The organism is Mesorhizobium sp. M0437, assembly GCF_040321335.1.
Classification (GTDB): Bacteria; Pseudomonadota; Alphaproteobacteria; order Rhizobiales; family Rhizobiaceae; genus Mesorhizobium.
This window is the reverse complement of sequence record NZ_JAMYRK010000026.1, coordinates 19,703-40,841: the sequence shown is the minus strand read 5'-3', so window position 1 is coordinate 40,841 and position 21,139 is coordinate 19,703. Positions and strand designations below refer to the sequence as shown.

General features: G+C 64.3%; 9 protein-coding genes. 2 read left to right on the top strand and 7 right to left on the bottom strand.

The genetic code is table 11. From position 1 onward, the window contains the following. Positions 1–14: 14 nt before the first annotated feature. The 7 genes from NKI72_RS18025 to NKI72_RS17995 form a co-directional block, all read right to left on the bottom strand. Complete coding sequence (locus NKI72_RS18025; protein ID WP_352465240.1) at positions 15–1,055, bottom strand: sulfate/molybdate ABC transporter ATP-binding protein; 1,041 nt, start codon at positions 1,053–1,055, stop codon at positions 15–17. Positions 1,056–1,186: 131 nt separating this feature from the next. Continuing rightward, positions 1,187–2,071, bottom strand: coding sequence for a sulfate ABC transporter permease subunit CysW (cysW, locus tag NKI72_RS18020; protein ID WP_352473513.1), 885 nt, complete (start codon positions 2,069–2,071; stop codon positions 1,187–1,189). Continuing rightward, entirely contained in the window at positions 2,064–2,915 is an 852-nt protein-coding gene (gene cysT, locus NKI72_RS18015; protein WP_352473514.1) for a sulfate ABC transporter permease subunit CysT, read from the bottom strand. Before cysT ends, cysW begins: the two co-directional genes overlap by 8 nt. 18 nt (positions 2,916–2,933) lie before the next feature. Further along, complete coding sequence (locus NKI72_RS18010) at positions 2,934–3,962, bottom strand: sulfate ABC transporter substrate-binding protein (protein ID WP_352473515.1); 1,029 nt, start codon at positions 3,960–3,962, stop codon at positions 2,934–2,936. A 218-nt stretch (positions 3,963–4,180) separates the two neighbouring features. After that, a complete protein-coding gene (locus tag NKI72_RS18005) occupies positions 4,181–4,867 on the bottom strand; it encodes a M15 family metallopeptidase (protein ID WP_352850435.1) in 687 nt (228 codons plus the stop codon). Between the two features lie 53 nt (positions 4,868–4,920). Beyond that, positions 4,921–7,011 carry a penicillin-binding protein 1C gene (gene pbpC, locus NKI72_RS18000; RefSeq protein ID WP_352850434.1) on the bottom strand — a complete coding sequence of 697 codons (2,091 nt, stop codon included), beginning with the start codon at positions 7,009–7,011 and terminating at the stop codon, positions 4,921–4,923. 201 nt (positions 7,012–7,212) lie between these two features. Continuing rightward, positions 7,213–12,693, bottom strand: a complete 5,481-nt coding sequence (locus NKI72_RS17995; RefSeq protein WP_352850432.1) for an alpha-2-macroglobulin family protein — start codon at positions 12,691–12,693, stop codon at positions 7,213–7,215. Between the two features lie 273 nt (positions 12,694–12,966). Here NKI72_RS17995 and NKI72_RS17990 point away from each other — a divergent pair, with 273 nt between their 5' ends. Next, positions 12,967–14,892 (top strand): autotransporter assembly complex protein TamA, encoded by a 1,926-nt coding sequence (locus tag NKI72_RS17990; protein WP_352771326.1) that lies wholly within the window; start codon positions 12,967–12,969, stop codon positions 14,890–14,892. Further along, a complete protein-coding gene (locus NKI72_RS17985; protein WP_352850430.1) occupies positions 14,892–20,945 on the top strand; it encodes a translocation/assembly module TamB domain-containing protein in 6,054 nt (2,017 codons plus the stop codon). Before NKI72_RS17990 ends, NKI72_RS17985 begins: the two co-directional genes overlap by 1 nt. The last annotated feature ends 194 nt before the right edge of the window (positions 20,946–21,139 follow it).

Sequence of the window (21,139 nt, the reverse complement as noted above, 5' to 3'; positions counted from 1 at the left end):
CGCCTGATAGAGGATCAAGCAGCCGGAAAAAGCTTCCAGCGCCGCGGCCTGAAAGCCACGCGACTTTTCTGCGCCGCCGGATGATCGACGGGCAATTCGATCTCGACCCGCTGACGTTCGCCGCCGATTTCGAGCTCGACCCGCCTGGTGCCGGCGACGCGGCGGCTGGCGGCGACCGTGCCGGCGATGCAGCCGTTGCATTCTTCCACCAGATCGACGTCGTGCGGGCGAAAGAACAGCGTCGCTTCGCCTTGCGGTGCGTGCGGCGCGGAAAGCCCGATCGGCCGGTCGGCGATCCAGACCTGGCCGTCCTCGACCTTGACCGGAAGCGAACTCGATTCGCCGATGAAGCCGTAGACGAAGGGAGAGTTCGGCGTGTCGTAGATCTCGTCGGCGGTGCCGACCTGCTCGATGCGGCCCTGGCTCATCACCACGACACGGTCGGCAAGCTCCAGTGCCTCTTCCTGGTCATGGGTGACGAAGACCGTGGTGTGACCGGTGGCGTCGTGGATGTCGCGCAGCCAGCGGCGCAGTTCGCGGCGCACCTGCGCATCGAGCGCGCCGAACGGCTCGTCGAGCAAAAGCACGGCCGGTTCGATCGCCATGGCGCGGGCCAGCGCCACGCGCTGGCGCTGGCCGCCCGAAAGCTGTGCCGGATAGCGTTTTTCCAGACCGGAAAGCTGAACGAGGTTGAGGAGTTCCGAGGCGCGGCGGCGGATTTCCTTCGCCGACGGGCGTGACGGCCCGTGCCGGACCTTGAGTCCGAAGCCGATATTGTCGGCAACCGTCATATGGCGAAACAGCGCGTAGTGCTGGAAGACGAAGCCGACATTGCGCTCTTGAATCGACTTTTGGGAGGCATCCTCTTCGCCGAAGAAGATCTTTCCGCGGGTCGGCCGCTCCAATCCGGCAATCAGCCTGAGCAGCGTCGTCTTGCCGGAACCGGAGGGTCCCAGCAGGGCGATCAGTTCTCCCGACTTGATGTCGAGCGAAACGTCGTGGAGGGCCGGAAACCGCTCAAACTCCTTGCGCACGTTGGCAACGCGAACTTCCATGCAAATCCCTTTTGTAGTTGATGCATGCCGTTATCCCAAAACCGGTTCCCACTTTTGGGCGACATCAAATCTTTGTTTTATGCATGTCGTTGTCCAAAAACCGCTACACACTTTTGGGCGACATGCATTTGTCAGTGTCCGCGCGTCGCGGCGATCTCGGCGCCGTAGCGCATCTCGAGAAGTGTTTTCAAGACCAGCGTGACGAGCGCCAGGCCGGCAAGCAGCGAAGCGACGGCAAAGGCGGCGGCGGCATTGTACTCGTTATAAAGGATTTCGACATGCAGCGGCATGGTGTTGGTCAGCCCGCGTATGTGGCCCGACACGACCGAGACGGCGCCGAACTCACCCATCGCGCGGGCATTGCACAACAGCACGCCGTAGAGCAATCCCCATTTGACGTTGGGCAACGTCACGTACCAGAACGCCTGCCAGCCATTGGCTCCAAGCGACAGGGCAGCCTCCTCGTCGCCATTGCCCTGTTCCTGCATCAGCGGGATCAATTCGCGGGCGACGAAGGGGAAGGTGACGAAGACGGTGGCCAGCACGATGCCCGGCACGGCAAACAGAATGACGATGCCATGTGCTTTCAGCCAGGCGCCGAGCAGGCCTTGCGCGCCGAACAAGAGCACGTAGACAAGCCCCGAAATGACCGGCGAGACGGAAAAGGGCAGGTCGATGAGTGTGGTCAGGAACGCCTTGCCCTTGAACTCGAACTTGGCGATCGCCCAGGCGGCGGAAATGCCGAAGACGATGTTGAGCGGCACCGAGATCGCCGCGACCAGAAGCGTCAGGCGGATCGCCGAGCGCGTATCCGGTTCGCCTAGCGCCTGTGTGTAGGCCTCGATTCCCTTGGCGAAAGCTTCCTTGAAGACGATGATCAGCGGCAAGAGCAGGAAGATGGCGAGGAACGCAAACGTTACCGCCATCAGCACGGCTTGCGCAGGACGGCTTTCGGTTACCGCCGCCGAGCGGCTTTCGTGGTGCGGCGCGTAGGATTTGATCTCCGGGTCAGCCATAGCGCTTGCGGCTCCAGGTCTGCACCAGGTTGATGACCAGCAGCATCACGAAGGACAGTGCCAGCATGATCGCCGCGATCGCGGTCGCCGCGGCATAATTATATTCCTCGAGCCGGATGACGATCAGAAGCGGTGCGATCTCGGATTTGTAGGGCAGGTTGCCGGCGATGAAGATAACCGAGCCGTACTCGCCGACGCCGCGCGCGAAGGCCAGCGCGAAACCGGTGACGATGGCCGGTGCCAGTCCGGGAAGCAGAACACGGCTGATGATCTGGAAGCGATTGGCGCCGAGCGTGGCGGCCACTTCCTCTACCTCTTTGTCGATTTCCTCCATGATCGGCTGCACAGTGCGCACGACGAAGGGCAGCCCGATAAAGATCAGCGCGATGACGATGCCGAGCGGCGTATACGCGACCTTGATGCCGAGCGGCGTCAGCAGGCTTCCGATCCAGCCATTCGGTGCGTAAAGCGTGGTCAAAGCGATGCCGGCAACCGCCGTCGGCAGCGCGAAGGGCAGGTCGACCATGGCATCGGCGATGCGGCGGCCTGGAAAGCTGTAGCGCACCAGCACCCACGCGACGATCGTGCCGAAGACGACGTTGACCGCAGCGGCAATGAAGGCGGTGCCGAAGCTGATTTCAAGCGCGTTGATGGTGCGGCGGTCGGTGACGATCGCCCAGAAGTCGGTCCAGCCGAGCGCCGCCGAGCGCCAGACCAGCCCGGACAGGGGAATGAGGATGATGAGGGTGAGGTAGGCAAGCGAGAAGCCGAGCGTCAATCCGAAACCCGGAATGACGCTCGGCTGCCTGAATCGCCACCCCGCCTTGGCGGGTGCTGTGGTCATGTCGTCCTGATCTAAATGCTACTGGGCCGGCTTGTAGATCTGGTCGAATATACCACCATCGCCGAAATGATAAGGCTGTGCTTTCTTCCAGCCGCCAAAAAGCGGGTCGTCGATGGTGACCAGCTTGATCTCGGGCAGCTTGGCCAAGTCCTCCGCCGGCACCAGTTCGGGCTTCGAAGGGCGATAATGGTTTTTGGCGATGAGCGTCTGGCCTTCCTTGGAATAGAGGTAGCTCAGATAGGCTTCGGCAACTTTGCGCGTGCCTTTGGCGTCGACATTGGCGTCGACCACGGCGACCGGCGGCTCTGCCAGGATCGAGGTCGGCGGGTAGACGATATCGAAATTGTCGGCGCCGAACTCGTCGAGCGCCAGATAGGCCTCGTTTTCCCAGGCGAGCAGCACGTCGCCCAGTCCTTTTTGCGCGAAGGTCACGGTGGCGCCGCGCGCACCGGTGTCGAGAACCGGGACATGCGCATAGAGATTGCCGACGAATTCCTTGGTCTTGGCCTCGTCGCCGCCATCCTTGGCGCTGGCATAGGCCCAGGCGGCAAGATAGTTCCAGCGCGCGCCGCCGGAGGTCTTCGGATTGGGCGTGATCACCTGGACATCGTCCTTGACCAGATCGCCCCAATCATGAATGCCCTTGGGGTTTCCCTTGCGGACGAGGAAGATGATCGTCGAGGTGTAGGGCGCCGAATTGTTTTCGAATTTCGTCCGCCAGTCGGGATTGATCTTCTTCGTTTTCGAGACAATGGCGTTGATGTCGCCTTCGAGCGCCAGCGTCACCACGTCGGCGTCGAGCCCGTCGATCACGGCGCGCGCCTGGGCGCCGGATCCGCCATGCGACTGCTGGACGGTGACGGTCTCGCCTGTCTCGGCCTTCCAGTGGGCGACAAAGGCCTCATCGAATTGCTTGTAGAGCTCACGCGTCGGGTCATAGGACACGTTGAGAATGGTGGTGTCGGCAAACGCGAAACCGAGCGTGCCGAACTGGACAGATGTGGCGACCAGTGCGCCGAGCAGTTTCCTGAAATGAGGTTTGGTCATTTCCGCCTCCGTTGAACTCGCGCCAATCTACCGAATTGATAGAATTTAGATGCATTCAATGTTGCCTTTTTTGGCCTATTGAAGCAATTTTTCGCCCAGTTTCGGCGATGCGAGAAACTATTTTCCCCGCATGGACCATGATTGCGATCCCGACGCGATTATCTAGAGACGGCTAGCTCTTCGGCAATGGCTGCGTCGCGCCCGAAGGTTGCGGCCGGCTATTCGGCGGTAACGGGAAAGTTGAAGCGCTCTTTTGGAAACGGCTCGTTCTCCAGCGTGAAGTGCCACCATTCGCGGGCGTAATTCTTGAAGCCGCGGGCACGCATCGCCTCGACAAGTCTTTTGCGGTTAGCCGCCGCTTCACTGGCTATCGGTCGGTGAGCCGTTTCGCTCGCTGGATCGAAACAGTCGAAACCCGTGCCAAAATCGAGTGTGTCGGCATCGGTCGCGCCGCAGGCCGGTTTCGGAGCGCTCTTGCGGTCGGCTCGCGCGATCGCGACATCGACCGTCGATCCGCGCGAATGGGTGGACAGTTCGCCGATATAGCCCTTGGCGATGAGATCCTTGCGCTTGACCTTTGGGTACCATTGCGGGTCCGGTGGTCCACTCTTTTTTGTCCAGTCACGCATGTCGGAGACAGCCCGCGCAGGGCGATAGCAGTCGAACACGACCAGCGTCAGTCCTTCGGCGGCAATCGCTTTCTGCACTGCCGAAAGCGCTTGCGCCGCTTGCCTGGTGAGGACGCACACCGGCGCATCGTAGCCGCTTACCTTGCGATGCAGGAAATTTTCGAGGCCGGCATAGCGGATATCCTGCCGGATTTTGGGATCGATGTCGGCTAGCCGAACAAAGCTGGCGGGGAGGGTGTCAGCAAAGGCCGAGGAAATACCGGCGGCCGAAAGCAAGACGTAAAACCCAATCCCCTGAATCACCTGCCGGAAATTATTCAAGGGAAACTTCACTCGACGAAAACCTTCACACTGGCCGCGCGTCCCGCCGCGTCGATCACGGTCAGGGTCGAATAGCCGGCGCCGTCCGGCTGCCAGGTCGCGGTGCGCCGCCGGTCGAGGCCGACCAGCGGCTTGCCGTTGGCCAGCCAGCGGAATGGTGCGCGGCCGCCTTGCAGCTTGAGCACCAGCGGCGAGGCGTCGGCCGAGGAAGTGCCGAGATCGACGCGAGCGCCGTCGGGCGGAAAGATGATGGTTGGCGCAGGTTCGCTCGGCGTCGCCTGCACCAGCCCATCGGTGCCGGCGCCGAAGCGCGTCAGCGTCACCGGCAGTTCCTCGCGTTTCGGACGCCGGACGCCGGACGGCTGGCTCGGCAGTGGTACGGCGGCCAGGCCGGAACGGACAAAGCCTTCGAACAGGATGGGCGCAGCCGAGACATAGCCGGACAGGCCGGGCACCGCACCGGCGTCGGGGCGGCCGACCCAGACGCCGAGCACGTAGCGGCCGTCGAAGCCGACCGACCAGGCGTCGCGATAGCCGTAGGAGGTGCCGGTCTTGTAGGCGATGCCGCGTTGGGCGGCACCCTGGGGAGGCTTGACGCCTGACAGGATGTCGGTGATCTGCCAGGTCGCCTGCCCGTCGAGGATGGTGGTGGTCGAGCGTTCGGCATTCGCCGGCTCGGTGCCGTCATGCAGCGTGTGTGCCTTGCCGCCATTGGCAAGGCCGGCATAGAGTTGGACCAGGTCGCGCAGGGTCACCCCGACGCCGCCGAGGCCGATCGCCAGGCCGGGCGCTTCGTTGACGGGCAGGATAGGGGTCACATCGGCCTGGCGAAAGCGTGCCATCAGCCGGGCCGGGCCGACCGCGTCGAGCACGCGGATCGCCGGCACGTTGAGCGACAATTGCAGCGCCTGCCTGATGCTGACATCGCCCTGATAGCCCATGTCGAAGTTCTTCGGCCGATACCCGGAGAAATCGGCTGGGCTGTCCTCGATCAGCATCTCCTGCGCCACCAGGCCTTGTTCGAAGGCGAGGCCGTAGATGAACGGCTTCAGCGTCGAGCCAGGCGAGCGAACGACCTTGGTCATGTCGATCCAGCCCGAACGGCTGGCATCGAAGAAATCGGCAGAGCCGACCTCACCAAGAATATCGCCGGTACGGGCATCGGCCAGTACCATGGCCACCGAGAGGCGAGGGCCGAGCCTGGCGGCCGCATCCTTGGCCACCTGCTCCAGCCCTTCCTGGACACTCTTGCGGATCGTCAGTTGCAGCTTCTGGCCGGGAATGGCCTTGGACAGCATCGTATAGGCCGCATGGGCAGCGAGCGCCGGCAAGGTCCGCCGCAGCCCCGACACATCGTCGAGCGCGGCACGCGCGGCCTCACGTTCGCCGAGCAGGCCTGCCGAGACCATGCGGGTCAGCACGCGGTCGCGGGCGGCATGGGCGACGTCGAGGTTGCGGTCAGGGCGCCGCTTTTCCGGCAATTGCGGCAAAGCGACGAGCAGGGCCGCCTCCGAGACCGTCAGCCGTTTCGGCTCCTTGCCGAAATAGGCAAGCGAAGCGGCGCGCACACCTTCGAGATTGCCGCCATAGGGCGCCAGCGTCAGATAGCGTTCGAGGATCTCGCGCTTGGAAAGCCGCCGTTCGATCTGGAGGGCGCGCAGCATCTGCTTGATCTTCGAGCCGAGGCTGCGGCTGTCGCGCGGTTCGATCAGCCGGGCGAGTTGCATCGGCAGCGTCGAACCACCGGAGACGATATGGCCGCTGGTCGCGAACTGGCCGGCGGCACGCGCCAGTGCCAGCACGTCGACGCCTTGATGATCCCAGAAACGCTTGTCCTCATAGGTGACCAGCATGTCGACGAACTGCTTGTCGACCTGGTCCAGGCTGGTAGCGAGCCGCCAGTAGCCATCCGGCGTAGCGAAGGCGCGCAGCAGCTGGCCGTCTCGGTCCTGCACCTCGGTCGAGACCGTCAAAGCAGCCGGCAGCGGCGGCGGAAATGCGCGGTCGAGCTGCCAGAGGGCGACGGCGGTGATTGCCGCGAGACCGGCCAAGGAAATGCCCGTGATGGCCGCTCGGCGCAGGAATTTTCTGGAGAGCATGGCGCCGCCCCTCATCCGCCTGCCGGCACCTTCTCCCCGTTTAGTGACGGGGAGAAGGGGGCTGTCGCGACCCTTGGCGCCTTTTCTGCGACGTTAAAGTTCGGCGAAAACTTCGGCGCATGGCTCTTTCTCCCCGTCTCTATACGGGGAGAAATGCCCGGCAGGGCAATGAGGGGCAGCGCCACCGCCATATTCCTATCCTTACGGCGCCTTGACCTCCATCATGCCGGTGGCGGTGCGGGCCGAATATTGCGGCCGGTACATGTCCTCGATCGTTGCCGCCGGGTGGGCATAGGTGCCCGGCGTCACCGCGCGCACGACGTAGGCGAGCGTGATGTTGCGGTCGCCGTCGCCGTCGTTGGGATTGAAAGCCGCGACGAAACGGTCGTCGCGGAATTCGAGATGAGCGGCATCGGTCTGCGCCAGCCAGGAGAAGTTCGTCAATTGGGCGCTGGAGACCAGGCCCGGATTGTCGATCTCGAAGCCGGCCGGCAACAGGTCGGTGATCAGCAGTCGCGAAGGCCAGGTGTTCTGCTCGTAAACCTTGAGCACGACGACATAGCGTTCGTTCTGCTTGACCTCCGTCACGTTGGCCTCTGTGCCGTCTAGCTTGTAGTAGGTACGGCTGATGGTAAAGCCGTTGCCGCCGGCCGGCAGAGGCTGGATCGGCGAGGCCACGGTGGTGACGACCGCCTGCAGCGGATTTCTGCCGGTGTTGACGATGGTCAGCGGACTGTCGGCCAGGTCGCCACCAGCGATCTGGTCCGAATAGCCGCCGGCATGCGGTGCGCCGTTGACGGTCAGCGCGATCGAATCATTGCCGGCCTTCAGCGCGCGGGCCGCCAGCAGCATCCAGGACTCGTCCTGTGTGCTGGTCCACCTGGCGTCGGCGCGTTCCCTGGTCACTAGTTGGATCAGCGCCGGCACGATGGTCGGCACCGGCTTGCTTTCCGCGGCAAGCGCCAGGATCGCCGCGCCGTCGCGCAGCGGCGAGCCATAGTCGGACCGGTAATAGTCATATTCGGGCGTCGACTTGGCCAGTTGCAGCGCGGCCTGGAAGGTTGCCTCCGAGCGCTGGGTGTCACCGTAGAGCGCGAGAGACGCCGCCAACTGGGCGACGGCCATCGGGCTGGTAAAGGCTTCGAGCTGGGTGTCGGCATAATAACGCAGATCGCCGACCGAGGCCTTCTTGTTGCGGGCAAGCACATAGAGCGCATAGGCGATCTCGCTGCCGCGATCCTGGACGTCCTGATCGTAGCCGATCGCGTTCTGCAGATTGCTCAGCGCCTGGTTCATCGCCAAAGCCGGCACGTCGTATTTCTGCTCGCGCGCCCGGGTCAGGAAATCGGTGACATAGGCGTCGAGCCACAGATCGCCGGAACCCGGACCCCACAGGCCGAAGCTGCCGGCCGATGCCTGGTAGCTCAGCACCTTGTAGATAGCGTCCTGGACGCGGCCATGCAGATCGGGGTCGCTGGCCATGCCGATGCCGGAAGCCATCTCGTTGACGTAGAGAAGCGGCATGGCGCGGCTGGTGGTCTGTTCGGCGCAACCATAGGGATAGCGGTCGAGCGTCATCAGCAGCGACGGTACATCGAAGGCAGCCGCCTGCGAAACGCCGACGCTGATCGAAGCGCCATCGAGCAGGCTTGCCGCCAGCAGTTCCTTGTCGACGCGCAGCGCGCCGCCATTGCCCTTGAGGTCGACGACCATGCGGGTGGTCACCGGCAGTTGCGCTGGGCGCACCGGCACATAGAGCGTCTGCTCGACAGCGGTGCCGTCGGCATGCGCAAGCTTGATGGTGATCGAGGCGTTGCCCGCGGTCCGCGCAATCAACGGCACGGTCAGCGTCTGCCGCTTGCCTTTGGCCAGCGTCAGCTTTTCAGGCAAGGCGGCACTGCCGGTAGACAGGTCGCCCGTCGTGTCGATGGTCAGCTTGTAGTCGCCAGCAGGGCCGTCGGTGTCGGCGACATCGAGCCGCATGACGGCGGAATCGCCGGGCGCCAGGAATCGCGGCAGGCCGGCGGTGATCACCACCGGATCGCGAACGATGACGTCGGACTGGGCATGGCCGACTGCTTCCTTTGTCCAGGCGACGGCCATGACGCGCACGGTGCCGTTGAACTGCGGTATGTCGAAGTCGATCCGCGCCTTGCCGTCGGAGTCGAGCTGGACCGGGCCGGAGAAGAAGGCGACCAGCTTTTCGGTCGGCGGACTGCCTTGCGATTGCATGTTGGCGCCGTCGCCGCCGGTGCGCAGCTTACCGGTTGTGCCCAGCGAGCCGTCGATCAGCCGGCCATAGATGTCGCGAACCTCGAGACCGAGCATGCGCTGGCCAAAGAACCAGTTCTCCGGATCCGGTACCTTGTAGTTGGTCAGGTTGAGGATGCCGACGTCGACGGCCGCGACCATGACATAGGCGTTGGTGCCGGGCTGCACGCCGGCTACGGCCACCGGGATCGACAGCTGCTGGCGCGGCATGGTCTTGTCCGGCGGCGCCAAGCTGACGGCAAGCTTCCGCGAGCCGGGATCGAGCTTCAGCCATTTGACGCCGATGGCGCGCGCCGGCATACGCGTCTCTTGCGCATCGCCCGGCCTGAACAGCGTTGCCGTGACGTAGGCGCCGGCACCCCAGTCGTCGCCGACCGGGATGTCGACGGTGCTGCCGCCGGCCGGCACGCTGGCGGTGACGGTCTTCAGGAGCTTGTCGGCGCCGATGGTGACGAGCAGCTCGCCGGCAAAGTGCGGTGACACTTTGAGCTTGGCCACTTCACCCGCCGCATAGGTATCCTTGTCGAGGGCGATCTCTAGGCCGTCGGGCGTTTCGGTGGTGGTGGAACTGACATACCAGCCGGCGTCGAACTCGTAGCTGGTGGCCGGGCCTTCCGGATCCGCTGTCTCGATCTCGAGCCGGTAGCGGCCCCAGTCGACCGGCAGCGACACCGTCGCCTCGCCATCGGCGCTCAGGTCGACCTGGCCGTTGGCCACCGCCTTGGTGAAGGTGACCGGCTCATAGTTCCAGGAGTTGCTCGAGCGGTACCACTGGTAGCTGCGCTCGACCTTGACCAGCGACCACTGCGCGCCCTTCAGCGCCTCACGCTTGCCGTCTGGGTCGACAGCGATCAGGCTGAACTTGGCCGTGCCGCCTTGCGGCACCTCGTCGTCGTCGAAATCCGGGCGGATGCCGATCATGTGGCCCTGCGGGCGGATGCCGATATTCAGCGAGCGCTCGACGGCACGGCCGCCGGTTTCACGCATCCTGACAGTGACCTTTGCATCGACCAGCTTGGTGGTGGATGGCAATTGATCGACGGAGACCGGGAAAGTCGCCTTGCCGTCCTCGCCGACCACCGGCAGGCCGGTGAAGGGCGTCACCGTCGGTTCAGCCGACTGTTCGTCGGCCAGACCGAAAGAATAGCCTTTGAAGCGGTCCCAATCGCGGGCGGTCGACAGCGTCAATTCGCCTTCGAGCGCGAGGCCCGCGGCCGGCGCGCCGTAGAGAAAGCGGCCGTCGACGGTAATGTTGGCGGTCTCGCCCTGGGCGATCTCCTGCTTGTCGGAGGACAGGTCGAACTCGATGCGGTCCGGCACGAAGTCCTCGACCAGGAACATCTGGCTGGCGACCGCCGCCTGCTTGGGATCGGTATGGATCGCCACCGTCCAGGTGCCGCGCATGGCGTTGGGTTCCAGCGGCAGGTCGACAGCGTGACCGCCGGCCGATGCGCCGTCGCTGACGATGCGGCGGTCCTCGACGCCGTCGGGCCGCGAGAAGATGAAGGTCAGCGGCAGGTTCTCGACCGCCTTGGCGGCACTGTCGCGGGCAAGGGCCGCGACATGGACATCTTCGCCGGCGCGGTAGATGCCGCGCTCGGTCCAGGCATAGACGTCGAGCGCGCCAGGTGCCGGCCGTCCGGCGACGCCACGGTCGGACAGGTCGAAGCCGGCGCGGCCCATATCGAGGAAGACGAAATCGTCGTCGCCCTGTTTGGCCATCAGCACGGCCGGGGCCATGCCGCTGTCGCCGCGCGTCAGGCCGGGATTGAACACCGCCCGCCCTTCCGCGTCGGTGGTCGCGGTGCCGAGGATTTCATTGTTCCTGGCCAGCAGCGTCAGCTCGGCGCCGGCGATCGGCTTGGCGGTTGCGAGCGAACGGGCAAAGACGTTCAGCCCATCCTGTCCGGTATAGGTCGACAGGCCTATATCGGAGACGACGAACCATTGCGTGGCGTGCGAATCATAGTCGTCGCTGCGATCGTCGACGGCTTGTGCGGTCAGCACATAGACGCCGGGCTTGCGCTTCGGCAAAGCCTCGTCGATTGGGAAGGAGGTGGTGACTTCCTTGTTGAGGTCGTTGGCGATGTCGAGCTGGCCTTGCCAGACCGGCTCGCCCATCTGTTCGGAGATGTTCGAAATGTCGTAGCCGTCAAGCTGGCGCAGGAACTGATATCCCGACAGAAGCTGGGCCAGCGAGCGGTCGCCGATGCGGAAGAGCTTCATTTGGGCGGCATTCATGTTGACGGTGACGACCGGTATACCTCGGCGTGCGCCGGCGGGCAGCACGAAGCTATCGCCGGTGAAGCGGGCCGAAGGCGCGCGGTCCTGCACGTAGATCGACAGAACCACCGGTGCCGCGGTGACCTCGCCAATGGCGGCCGGCAAGCCGGCGCGGAAGGTCACGTCATAATGTTGGCCGTGCTCGAGTCCTTCGACGCAGATCTGCTTGTCCTTGGCTTCGACGCCCTTGGGAGCGGCGTTGTCGACAGTAACGAACTGCGAGTAGTCGACGCCGGTCTTGACCAGTTCCTCGGAGAACTGCGCGCAGATGCGTGGCGCGCTGGTGTCGGCATCGACGGTATGATCGATGACGCGGAAGCCCTTGCGGGCCTTGAGATCCTGATAGGCGGCCCTGACTGCCGGCGAATTGACGAGAGCGAGGCTCGCCTCGTAGGCCTGCAGAGCCGGCCTGTAGAGATCGCGGCGATCAAGGCCGTCCCCGAGCAGCGCCAGCACGTCGGCGCGCGTCTTGGTGGTGCGCAGCAATTTGTAGGCGTTGAAGGCGGCGGAAGTGGCGTTCGCCGGCAGGGTCGACGGCTCCGAGCTGTTGGCGGTCGGATGGACGGCAAGCGTTTCGCGCGCCAGCTCGAGCCAGAGCTGGCCATCATCCGGCAGCACCGAAACCGCCGCTTCGTATTTGTGCATGGCCGAGCGATGGTCGCCCGTCAGCGCCGACCGTTCGGCGGCGGCCCTCAGCGCCGTCAGCCCCTCGGTCGGCTTGGTGTAGGTCGGGCCAGTGAGGTTGTTGCGGTATTGCTGGGCCTGGTCGGCCATCCAGTTGGGGAAGAAGGCGAGTTCGGGTGGCGCGCCGATGTCGGGATCGCCATCGATGTTGACAACCTTGCCGGCGACGGCGCCACCGAAGGGTTTCAACGAATTGTAATCGGATTTAAGGAAGCACCATTTGGCCTTGAGGTTGTAGGTGAAGGCGCGGCAGGCCGGGTCGCCGAGGCAGGTGGTCTTGCACTGGTCGAGGCTGACATTCTGGTCGGATCTGAGATCGAAACCGAAATAGTCGGAATTGTGCGATGTCACCACGCGCCGGGCTTCGGCCGCTTGCGCGACACCGCTCCAGGCAAAAAAGAGAAGGAAAAGAATCGATAGACCACGAGCCGCGCGCATTGCCATAAACCCCTCCAGACAAGTGCTTACGTCCAGAAATCTTCAAGCTTCAGTCGCGCTTGTCAACATCGGGACGCGGCAGGATCCGCCTGCCAACGGTTTGCTTTCCGGCCGGTGACCGGTAGTAGCTCCATAGGACAGGGGATCACGCTTTCTTGCGGCGACGCAGAAGGTGTGAGTTCCAAGCCCTGTCTATTTCAGCAATTGGATTGTGGCCCCTTTACGAGTGCTTCAGAACTTCATTCCAATTTTAGGTTTGCGAGCTAGGCTAGGAGCGTAATGCCGGCGTATGAAAGGCAGATGTCGGGAGGAACCGCGCCACGGCGCGCGCTTTCGCGCGCCCTGCTTTTCGCATTGTTGTGCTCTACGGCACTTGTTGCCGAAACCGGAAGTGCGGCAGCCTTCGAGATTTTCGGCATCAAGCTGTGGGGATCCAAAGACGAAGATGCCGATATCGTCGACCCGCTGCGCTATGCGGTGACGATCGAGGCGCCGGACGCCGACAAGGATCTCGCCGAGAAGCTCGAAAACGCCTCGGCGCTGAAGGCCGACGAGGAACACCCGGTATCCGGTTCTCTCGGCCTGCTGGCCAAGGCGCGCAGTGACCGTGAGCAACTTGTTGCCGCACTCTACACTGACGCCCGCTACGAGGGTGTCGTCACCATCACTATTCAGGGCAAGCCGCTCGACGATCTGCCGCCCGATGCCGAGTTTTCGGGTCCGCAGCCGATACCGGTGGTGATACGCATAGCAGCCGGGCCGAAATTCACGCTTGGCAACATCAGACTGGAAGGCGATGCGGCGGGGCTGGCAAGTGCCGATTTCGGTCTGATCGCCGGCGGTGACGCCAGTTCGGGCGCCGTGCTCAAGGCCGAGGCGGCGATCGTGCGGGCACTCAAGCAAGAAGGCAGGCCGCTGGCCAAGGTGACGGGCCGCGAGATCGTCGCCGAGCACGCCGGTTCGACGCTCGACGTGACGCTTGCCGTCGCGGCCGGCCCGGTCGCCAGCTATGGCGACACCACTGTCGAGGGCACGGAAAAGGTCGACCGCGACTTCACCGAATATATGACCGGCCTTAAGCGCGGGCGCCAATATTCGCCCGATGAGATCGACGATGCGCGCGACCGGCTGCTCGGGCTCGAGGTCTTCAACAGCGTGACGGTGAAGGAAGCCGACGCACTGGACGCCGAGGGCAACATCCCGATCGGTGTCCAGGTAAGCGAACGCAAGCCGCGCTATTTCGGCATTGGCGGCAGCTTCTCAAACACCGAAGGGCTGGGCCTCGAAGGCTATTGGGGGCATCGCAATCTGTTTGGCCGCGCCGAAAAGCTGCGCATCGACGGCAAGATCAGCGGCATCGGCAGCAACGACTTGACCCAGCTCAATTACAATGCCGGCGTCATGTTCGAAAAGCCGGGCGTGGTCGGGCCGGCGTCGAAATTCATTGCCAGCGTCAATACCGTGCTGGAACACCCCGACGCCTACGACCATTTCTCGGTCAAGGGCAGCACCGGCCTGTCCTACGAACTCGACAAGAAGCAGACGGTTTCCGCGCAGGTCGCGCTGGATTATTCGAGGATCCACGACGCTTTCGGCAAGCACACCTATCTGATCGCCAGCATTCCACTGCAATATGTCTACGACAATCGCGACAGCAAGCTCAATCCGACCCGGGGCTTCAGGGTGCTGGCCTATGGCGAGCCGAGCTACGACATTTTGAGCGGGGCTGCGTTTGTCAAGCTGAAGGGCGAGGGGTCGGCCTACCAGTCACTCGATTCGGCCTCGAAATTCGTTTTCGCCGAACGTGTCGCCATCGGCTCCATCATCGGCGCCAGTCTTCAAGATGTTCCGGCAGATCGACGCTTCTACTCAGGCGGCGGCGGTTCGGTGCGCGGCTATGCCTATCAAGGCATCGGCCCGAAGGACAGCAATGGAGAACCGATCGGCGGGCTTTCCTTCTTCGAGACCTCGGTCGAGATGCGCATCGCCGTCACCGACAAGATCGGCGTCGTGCCGTTCGTCGATGCCGGCACGGTGTCGACCAGGCAGGTCCCCGATTTTTCGGACATGAAGGTCGGCGCGGGTGTAGGCTTGCGCTATCTGACGGCGTTCGGGCCGCTGCGCGTCGACGCGGCGGTGCCTCTCAACCGCGGTCCTGACGATCCTCATTTCGGCATTTATGCCGGCATCGGCCAGGCATTCTGATGGCAATATTCAGGCGCATCCTCCGTATTCTTTTCTACACGCTGCTCATCGTCGTGGCAGCGGCGGTGGGGGCGGTCGTCGTGCTGACCAAAACCGAGCGCGGCCGCGAAAACCTTGCCGGCATCATCTCGACCATGGCCTCGACCGGCGACCGCAAGGTGACTGTCGTCGGCATCGACGGCATCTGGTCGGGCGCGCTGAGGGTCGATCATGTCGTTCTGGAGGATCGCGAAGGCGCCTGGATGGTGGCGCGCAACGTGGCCGTCGATTGGTCGCCGCTGGCACTCCTGTCGAAGAGCTTCAGCGCCGATCGCATTGGGGCCGAGCGTATCGAGTTGGCAAGGCTGCCGGTGGCCAATACACAGCCGAGCCAAAGCGGAGCGACGACGCTGCCGGTTTCCATCGACGTCAGGCAACTCGACCTTCCCGAAATCGCGCTCGGGCAGGCTCTGGCCGGCAGCGGTGTGGCCGAACTTGCAGCCAAGGGAGCGCTCAAGGCGGACGCCTCTCCATTGGCGATCGAGACCAACCTCAACATCGTTCGCCACGACGGCAAGCAAGGCACGGTCGACGCCAAAGCCCATTTCGCGCCGGCCGACAACAAGCTCGACCTCGACCTTAAGGCATCCGAGCCGGCCGGCGGCATCATCGCCAACCTGCTCAACCTGCCGGGCGCGCCGCCGGTCAACATTGTCGTTTCCGGCACCGGACCGCTCGCCAACTGGAATGGCATCGGGACCTTCGTTGTCGACGGCCGGATCGTCACCCAGCTTACCGGTCGCCATCAGCTCACCGACAAGGGTCATTATGTCGAGGCCAACGGCGATGGCGAATTCGAGCGCTTCCTGCCCGAAACCCTGAAACCGCTGTTTGCCGGCAAGACCACCTTCGACCTCGCCGGCACGGCGACCGCGGCCGGCGGCGTCGATGTCGAGCGCGCCAATATCGACAGCGGCGCCTTGCACGCGACCGCTGCCGGCATTGTCGATCCGAACGGCGCCAGCGACCTTTCGGTGAAGCTCGCCGCAAAGGGGCCGCCGATCGTGCTCAGCCTCGGCAGCGAGGCGCAACCGATAACCGTGGCAATCAAGGATGCCACGGCCCGCGCTTTCGGCGATGGCAAGGCGCCGATGATGGATATCGGCGCGTCGCTGGTCTCGGTGGTGGCGGGCGGCACGCGGGTGGACGACCTGATCGGGCAAGTGCATTCCGATGGTTTCGACATCCAGAACCGTAGCGGGGCGGTCACCATCAAGCTGACGGCGGCCGGCCTGAACACCGACGTCGCGACTTTGGCGCCGCTGATAACGGGCAGGGTCAGCGCCGGTCTCGCCGGCTCCGTCAGCAAAGAACAGATTGTCGTCGACGAAGGCACGCTACGCAGCGACGCGCTCAATGCGTCCGTAACAGCCACAGTGGCGCTTGCCGATCTGTCGATGACGCTCAAGATGAATGCCGACGCGGCTTCGACGGCGCTGCCGCCGCAAATCAGCTCGGTTCTCGGCGAGCGCGTGCAGTTTTCCGCAACCGCGACACGCGACCCGGACGGTGCGTTCGCCGCCAACGCATTGCAACTCACCTCCGGCACACTTAGCGCCAGCGGCACCGCTAGTGCGCAAGGCACCGATATCCGGGCCGATATCAAGGGTACGCTGGGCGACGTGTCGGTGCTGTCGCCGCTGGTCGGCGCCAACGTCGGCGGCGCCGTCGGTTTCGGGCTTACCGCAAGCGGCGCGCGCAGCGCACCGGATTTCTCGATTTCGGCCAACAGCGACAGCCTGACGGCGTCCGGCCATGCGGTGAAGCAGATCAAGCTGAGCGCGAGCGGCAAGGCCGATATCGCCAGTCCCGCCGCCGATGTCTCGCTGACCGGCTCGGTCGACGACCAGCCGCTCGACCTCAAGGCATCGCTGGTCACAACCGACGGCAAGCGCTCCATCAATGGACTTGCCGTCTCGTTAGCCGACAACAAGGTCTCCGGCGACCTCGGGCTCGACGACAACCTGCTGCCGCTCGGCACGTTGACCCTCGATGCCGCCGATATTGCTCCGCTGGCCGCACTCGCAGGCCAGTCGGTAGCCGGCGACGTGCGCGGCACCATCCGCTTTGCGAACGACAACGGAGCGCCGACGGTCGCGATCGATGCGACGAGCGCCGTGATTTCGCGCGGCGAACTGGCGGCGAAGACAATCGCCGTCAACGCGCTGGTCGCCAATTATCTCAAAGCACCGGCAATCGCCGGCAAGATCAAGGCCGACACGATCACCTCCGGAACCACGGTGATCAGCGGCATCGATGTCGACCTGAAGCGCGATGGCGACTGGACCGGCTTTAGCGGCGACGCCACGGTCGCCGGCATTCCGGCCAGCGCTTCCGGGCGGGTCAGGGTTGCGAACGGCACCACCAGCATCGAGCTTGCCTCGGGCGAGGCGACCATCCGCGGCATCAAGGCCGCTGTTGCGCAGCCATCAGCGCTGACAATCGCCAATGGCAGGGTGAGCATAGAGAAATTGGCGCTCGGTGTCGGTGGTGGTTCGGTTGCCGTGTCGGGTACGGCTGGCCAGACGCTCGATCTCACTGCCACCTTGTCGGCGGTGCCGGCAGCGCTTGCCAATGATTTTTCACCGGGTCTCGATGCCGTGGGCGCGCTCAGCGGCACCGCGCAGGTCACCGGATCGTCGGCTGCCCCAGATATTCGCTTCACCGCCCGGCTCAGCGGCGCCGACACCACCCAGCCCCGGCAGGCTGGGCTCGGGCCGCTGGATCTCGATGCGGCAGGCCGTTTCTCGTCGGCCAGCGGCCTGGCCATCGAGCAGGCGACGCTTGCCGGCGAGAAAATCTCCGGCAAGGCAGCCGGCACCCTCAATCCGAACGGTGCCAGCGATTTTTCGCTCGACCTGGCCTCTACCGGTCCGAGCCTGCCGTTGTCGCTTGGCAGCAAGGAGAGCCCGATCAAGCTCGAGCTGCAGGCGATATCGCTAACGGCGGCCGGGCAGGGCGCCCAGCCGAAGCTCGACATTTCCGCGACGCTGCCATCGGCCGCCACCAATCTAGCTATGATCGAGGGCATCACGCTTGCGCTGCACTCCGATCGCTTTGACGTGAAAGCCCGGAGCGGGCCGATCTCCGGCACCGTGATTGCCGAAAAAATCGGCCTCGACAATCCGACTATCGCGCCGCTGATCGCCGGCAAGGTCACCGCCAAACTCGCCGGCAGCCTTGCCGCCGATGCCATCGTCATCGATAGCGGCACGGTGACCAGCGACGCGTTGAACAGCGGCTTCAACGGGCGGGTCTCGCTGGCCGACCGCGCCATCGACCTCAATGTCAAGGCGGACGCCGCCTCGGCGGCACTGCCGGGGGCGGTACGTGGCGTGCTCGCCGAGCGAACGCAATTCAGTGCCGCGCTGAAGCGGGACGCCAATGGCAATGTCACCGCCAATACTGTCAGGCTGTCGTCCGGTTCGCTGACGGCAGACGGCCAGGCGAGCCTTGCCGACAACAACAAGCTCAGCGCCGACGTCAAAGGCGCGCTAGGCGACGTCTCGCTGCTATCCAAGGACGCCAAAGGCGCCATCTCTTTCGCGCTGAATGCGCAAGGCGCCAGCACCGCGCCGGATCTGTCGCTGAGTGTCAACAGCGACAGGCTTTCGGTCGCGGCGCGCGAGATCACCGGTCTGAAGCTCACTGCCACCGGCAAGGCTGATGCCGCCAACCCGGCTGCGAATGTGCGACTCACCGGAAATGTCGGCGGCCAACCGCTGCAGGGCAGCGCCGTGCTGGCGACATCGGACGGCAAACGCGCCATCAACGGGCTTTTGCTGTCGCTCGGCAAGAACCGTATCTCCGGCGACCTGGCGCTCGACGATGCCTTCGTTCCGGCCGGCACCGTGGCGCTCGACCTGCCCGATATCGGTCCGCTTGCGGCCCTGGCACTGGAAAAGGCCGATGGCGATGTGCGCGGCACGATCGCCTTCTCCAAGGCGGGTACCGTGCCGCAAGTCGCCGTCAAGGCGACGACGGCCTCGATCTCGCGCGGCGATGTCTCGGCCAAGGCCGTGAGCATCGATGCGCTGATCGCCAACTATCTGGCGGCACCGGTGATCTCGGGCAAAATCCGTGCCGACAGCGTAACTTCCGGCGGAACGGCTATTCGGGGCGTCAACGTCGATCTCAAGCGCGACGGCGAATGGACCGGCTTTTCCGGTGGCGCCACCGTCAAGGATATTCCGCTGAGGGCGGCCGGCCGGGTCAAGGCGGTCAAGGGCACGACGACGGTCGAACTTGCCTCCGGCGAGGCGACCATCCGCGGCATCAAGGCGGCCATCGCCCAGGCCTCGACCATCAACATCGCCAATGGAGTGACCAGCCTCGACAGGCTGGTGCTCAACCTCGGCGGCGGCACGGCGACGGTCACGGGCAAGGCTGGGCAGGCGTTCGACCTCAACGCGACGCTGGCCCGCGTCCCGATCTCGATAGCCAACAGTTTTTCGCCGGGCCTCGATGCCGCCGGTTCCATCTCGGGCACGGTGAAGGTGACGGGCGCGCCGGCCAATCCGGCCGTTGCCTTCAAGATCGACGCCGCAGGCGTTCAGACGTCGCAGACCCGTGGTGCAGGTTTCGGCGGCATTGGCGTTTCATCCTCAGGTACGTATTCGGGCAACAGACTGACCTTCGACGCCAACATGAGCGATGCCGCCGGCCTCGCCCTCAAGGGCGGCGGCACGATGACGACATCAGGCGCGCCCACCCTTGATCTCAACTTTTCCGGCAAGGTGCCGTTCGCCTTCCTCACCAGGACACTCGCCGCGCAAGGCCTGTCCCTGAGCGGCACGGCCGACGTCGATGTGCAGGTGCGCGGCCCGGCGACGTCGCCGGTGATCTCAGGCACGGTCCGCACGTCGGGCGCCCGTCTGGTCGATGCGCGATCGGGGCTTGCGATCAACGACATCACTGCCGATGTCGCTATCGGCAATGGCGTGGCCAGGATCAACCGCCTGACCGGCACGCTGTCGACACGCGGCAGCCTTTCGGCCAGCGGCACCGTCGGCATCGATCCGGCAAAAGGTTTTCCGGCCGACCTGTCGGTCAAGCTCGTCGATGGCCGCTATACCGACGGCAAGGTGGTCACCGCCAATCTCGGCGGCGACCTGACCGTCAAGGGACCGCTCACCTCCGCGCCGGTGATTTCCGGTACCGTCAACCTGGCCAAGACCGTCATCACCGTACCCGAAAAGCTGCCCGGCTCGCTGGCCGAGCTCAACGTCAAGCACAAGAATGCCCCGGCAGCCGTGCGTGCGCAGGACAAGGCGTTGCGCCCGGCTGCAGCAAGCAGCGGCGGTGGAGGTAGCGGCCTCAACCTCGACGTCACGGTCAACGCGCCGAGCCAGATCTTCATCCAGGGCAGGGGCGTCGACGCCGAGCTCGGTGGTTCGCTGCGGCTGACCGGCCCGGCATCGTCACCCCAGGCGGTCGGCACCTTCACCTTGCGGCGCGGACGGTTGACGATCCTTGCCAAGCGGCTGACCTTCACGGAAGGCACCGTCGGCTTTTCCGGCTCTCTGGTGCCCTACCTCAATCTCACGGCGCAATCGAAGACGACCAGCGCCACTGTGACTATCGTGGTGTCAGGCGAGGCGAACAACCCGAAATTCACCTTCTCCTCGGTACCCGCGTTGCCGGAGGATGAGGTGCTGGCGCAGCTGATCTTCGGCCGTTCGATGTCGAACCTGTCGCCGCTGCAGATCGCGCAGCTTGCTGAGGCTGCCGGACAACTGGCCGGCGTCGGCGGCTCGACCTCCCTGCTGCAGAACCTGCGCAGCGCAATCGGCGTCGACGATCTCGACGTAATCACCGATGAACAGGGTGGCACCGCCGTCTCGGCGGGCAAGTATCTCAACGACCGTACCTATGTGACGATCCAGAAGGGCGACAGGCCGGGCTCGGGCAAGGCAACCGTCGATCTCGACGTTGGGCGCGGCGTCAAGCTGCGTGGCGAGGCAACCGACGCCGGCGAAGCCAAAGGAGGTGTTTTCTACGAACGGGAATATTGAAACCGGCCGTTCGCGCAGAACAGGTGGTTGTCCGAAGAACGAGCGGCGCAGCGGCGAATGTCCCAGTTTAATTGCCTGTGGGGATTTCGGACGAAATCCCTGGCGCAGTAGCAAATTTGCGCCAAGACTGTCGTTATCGCGCGAACCGCCCTGCTTTCAAAGTTGCACATTCCTTGGCATGTTCCCAATCCCTG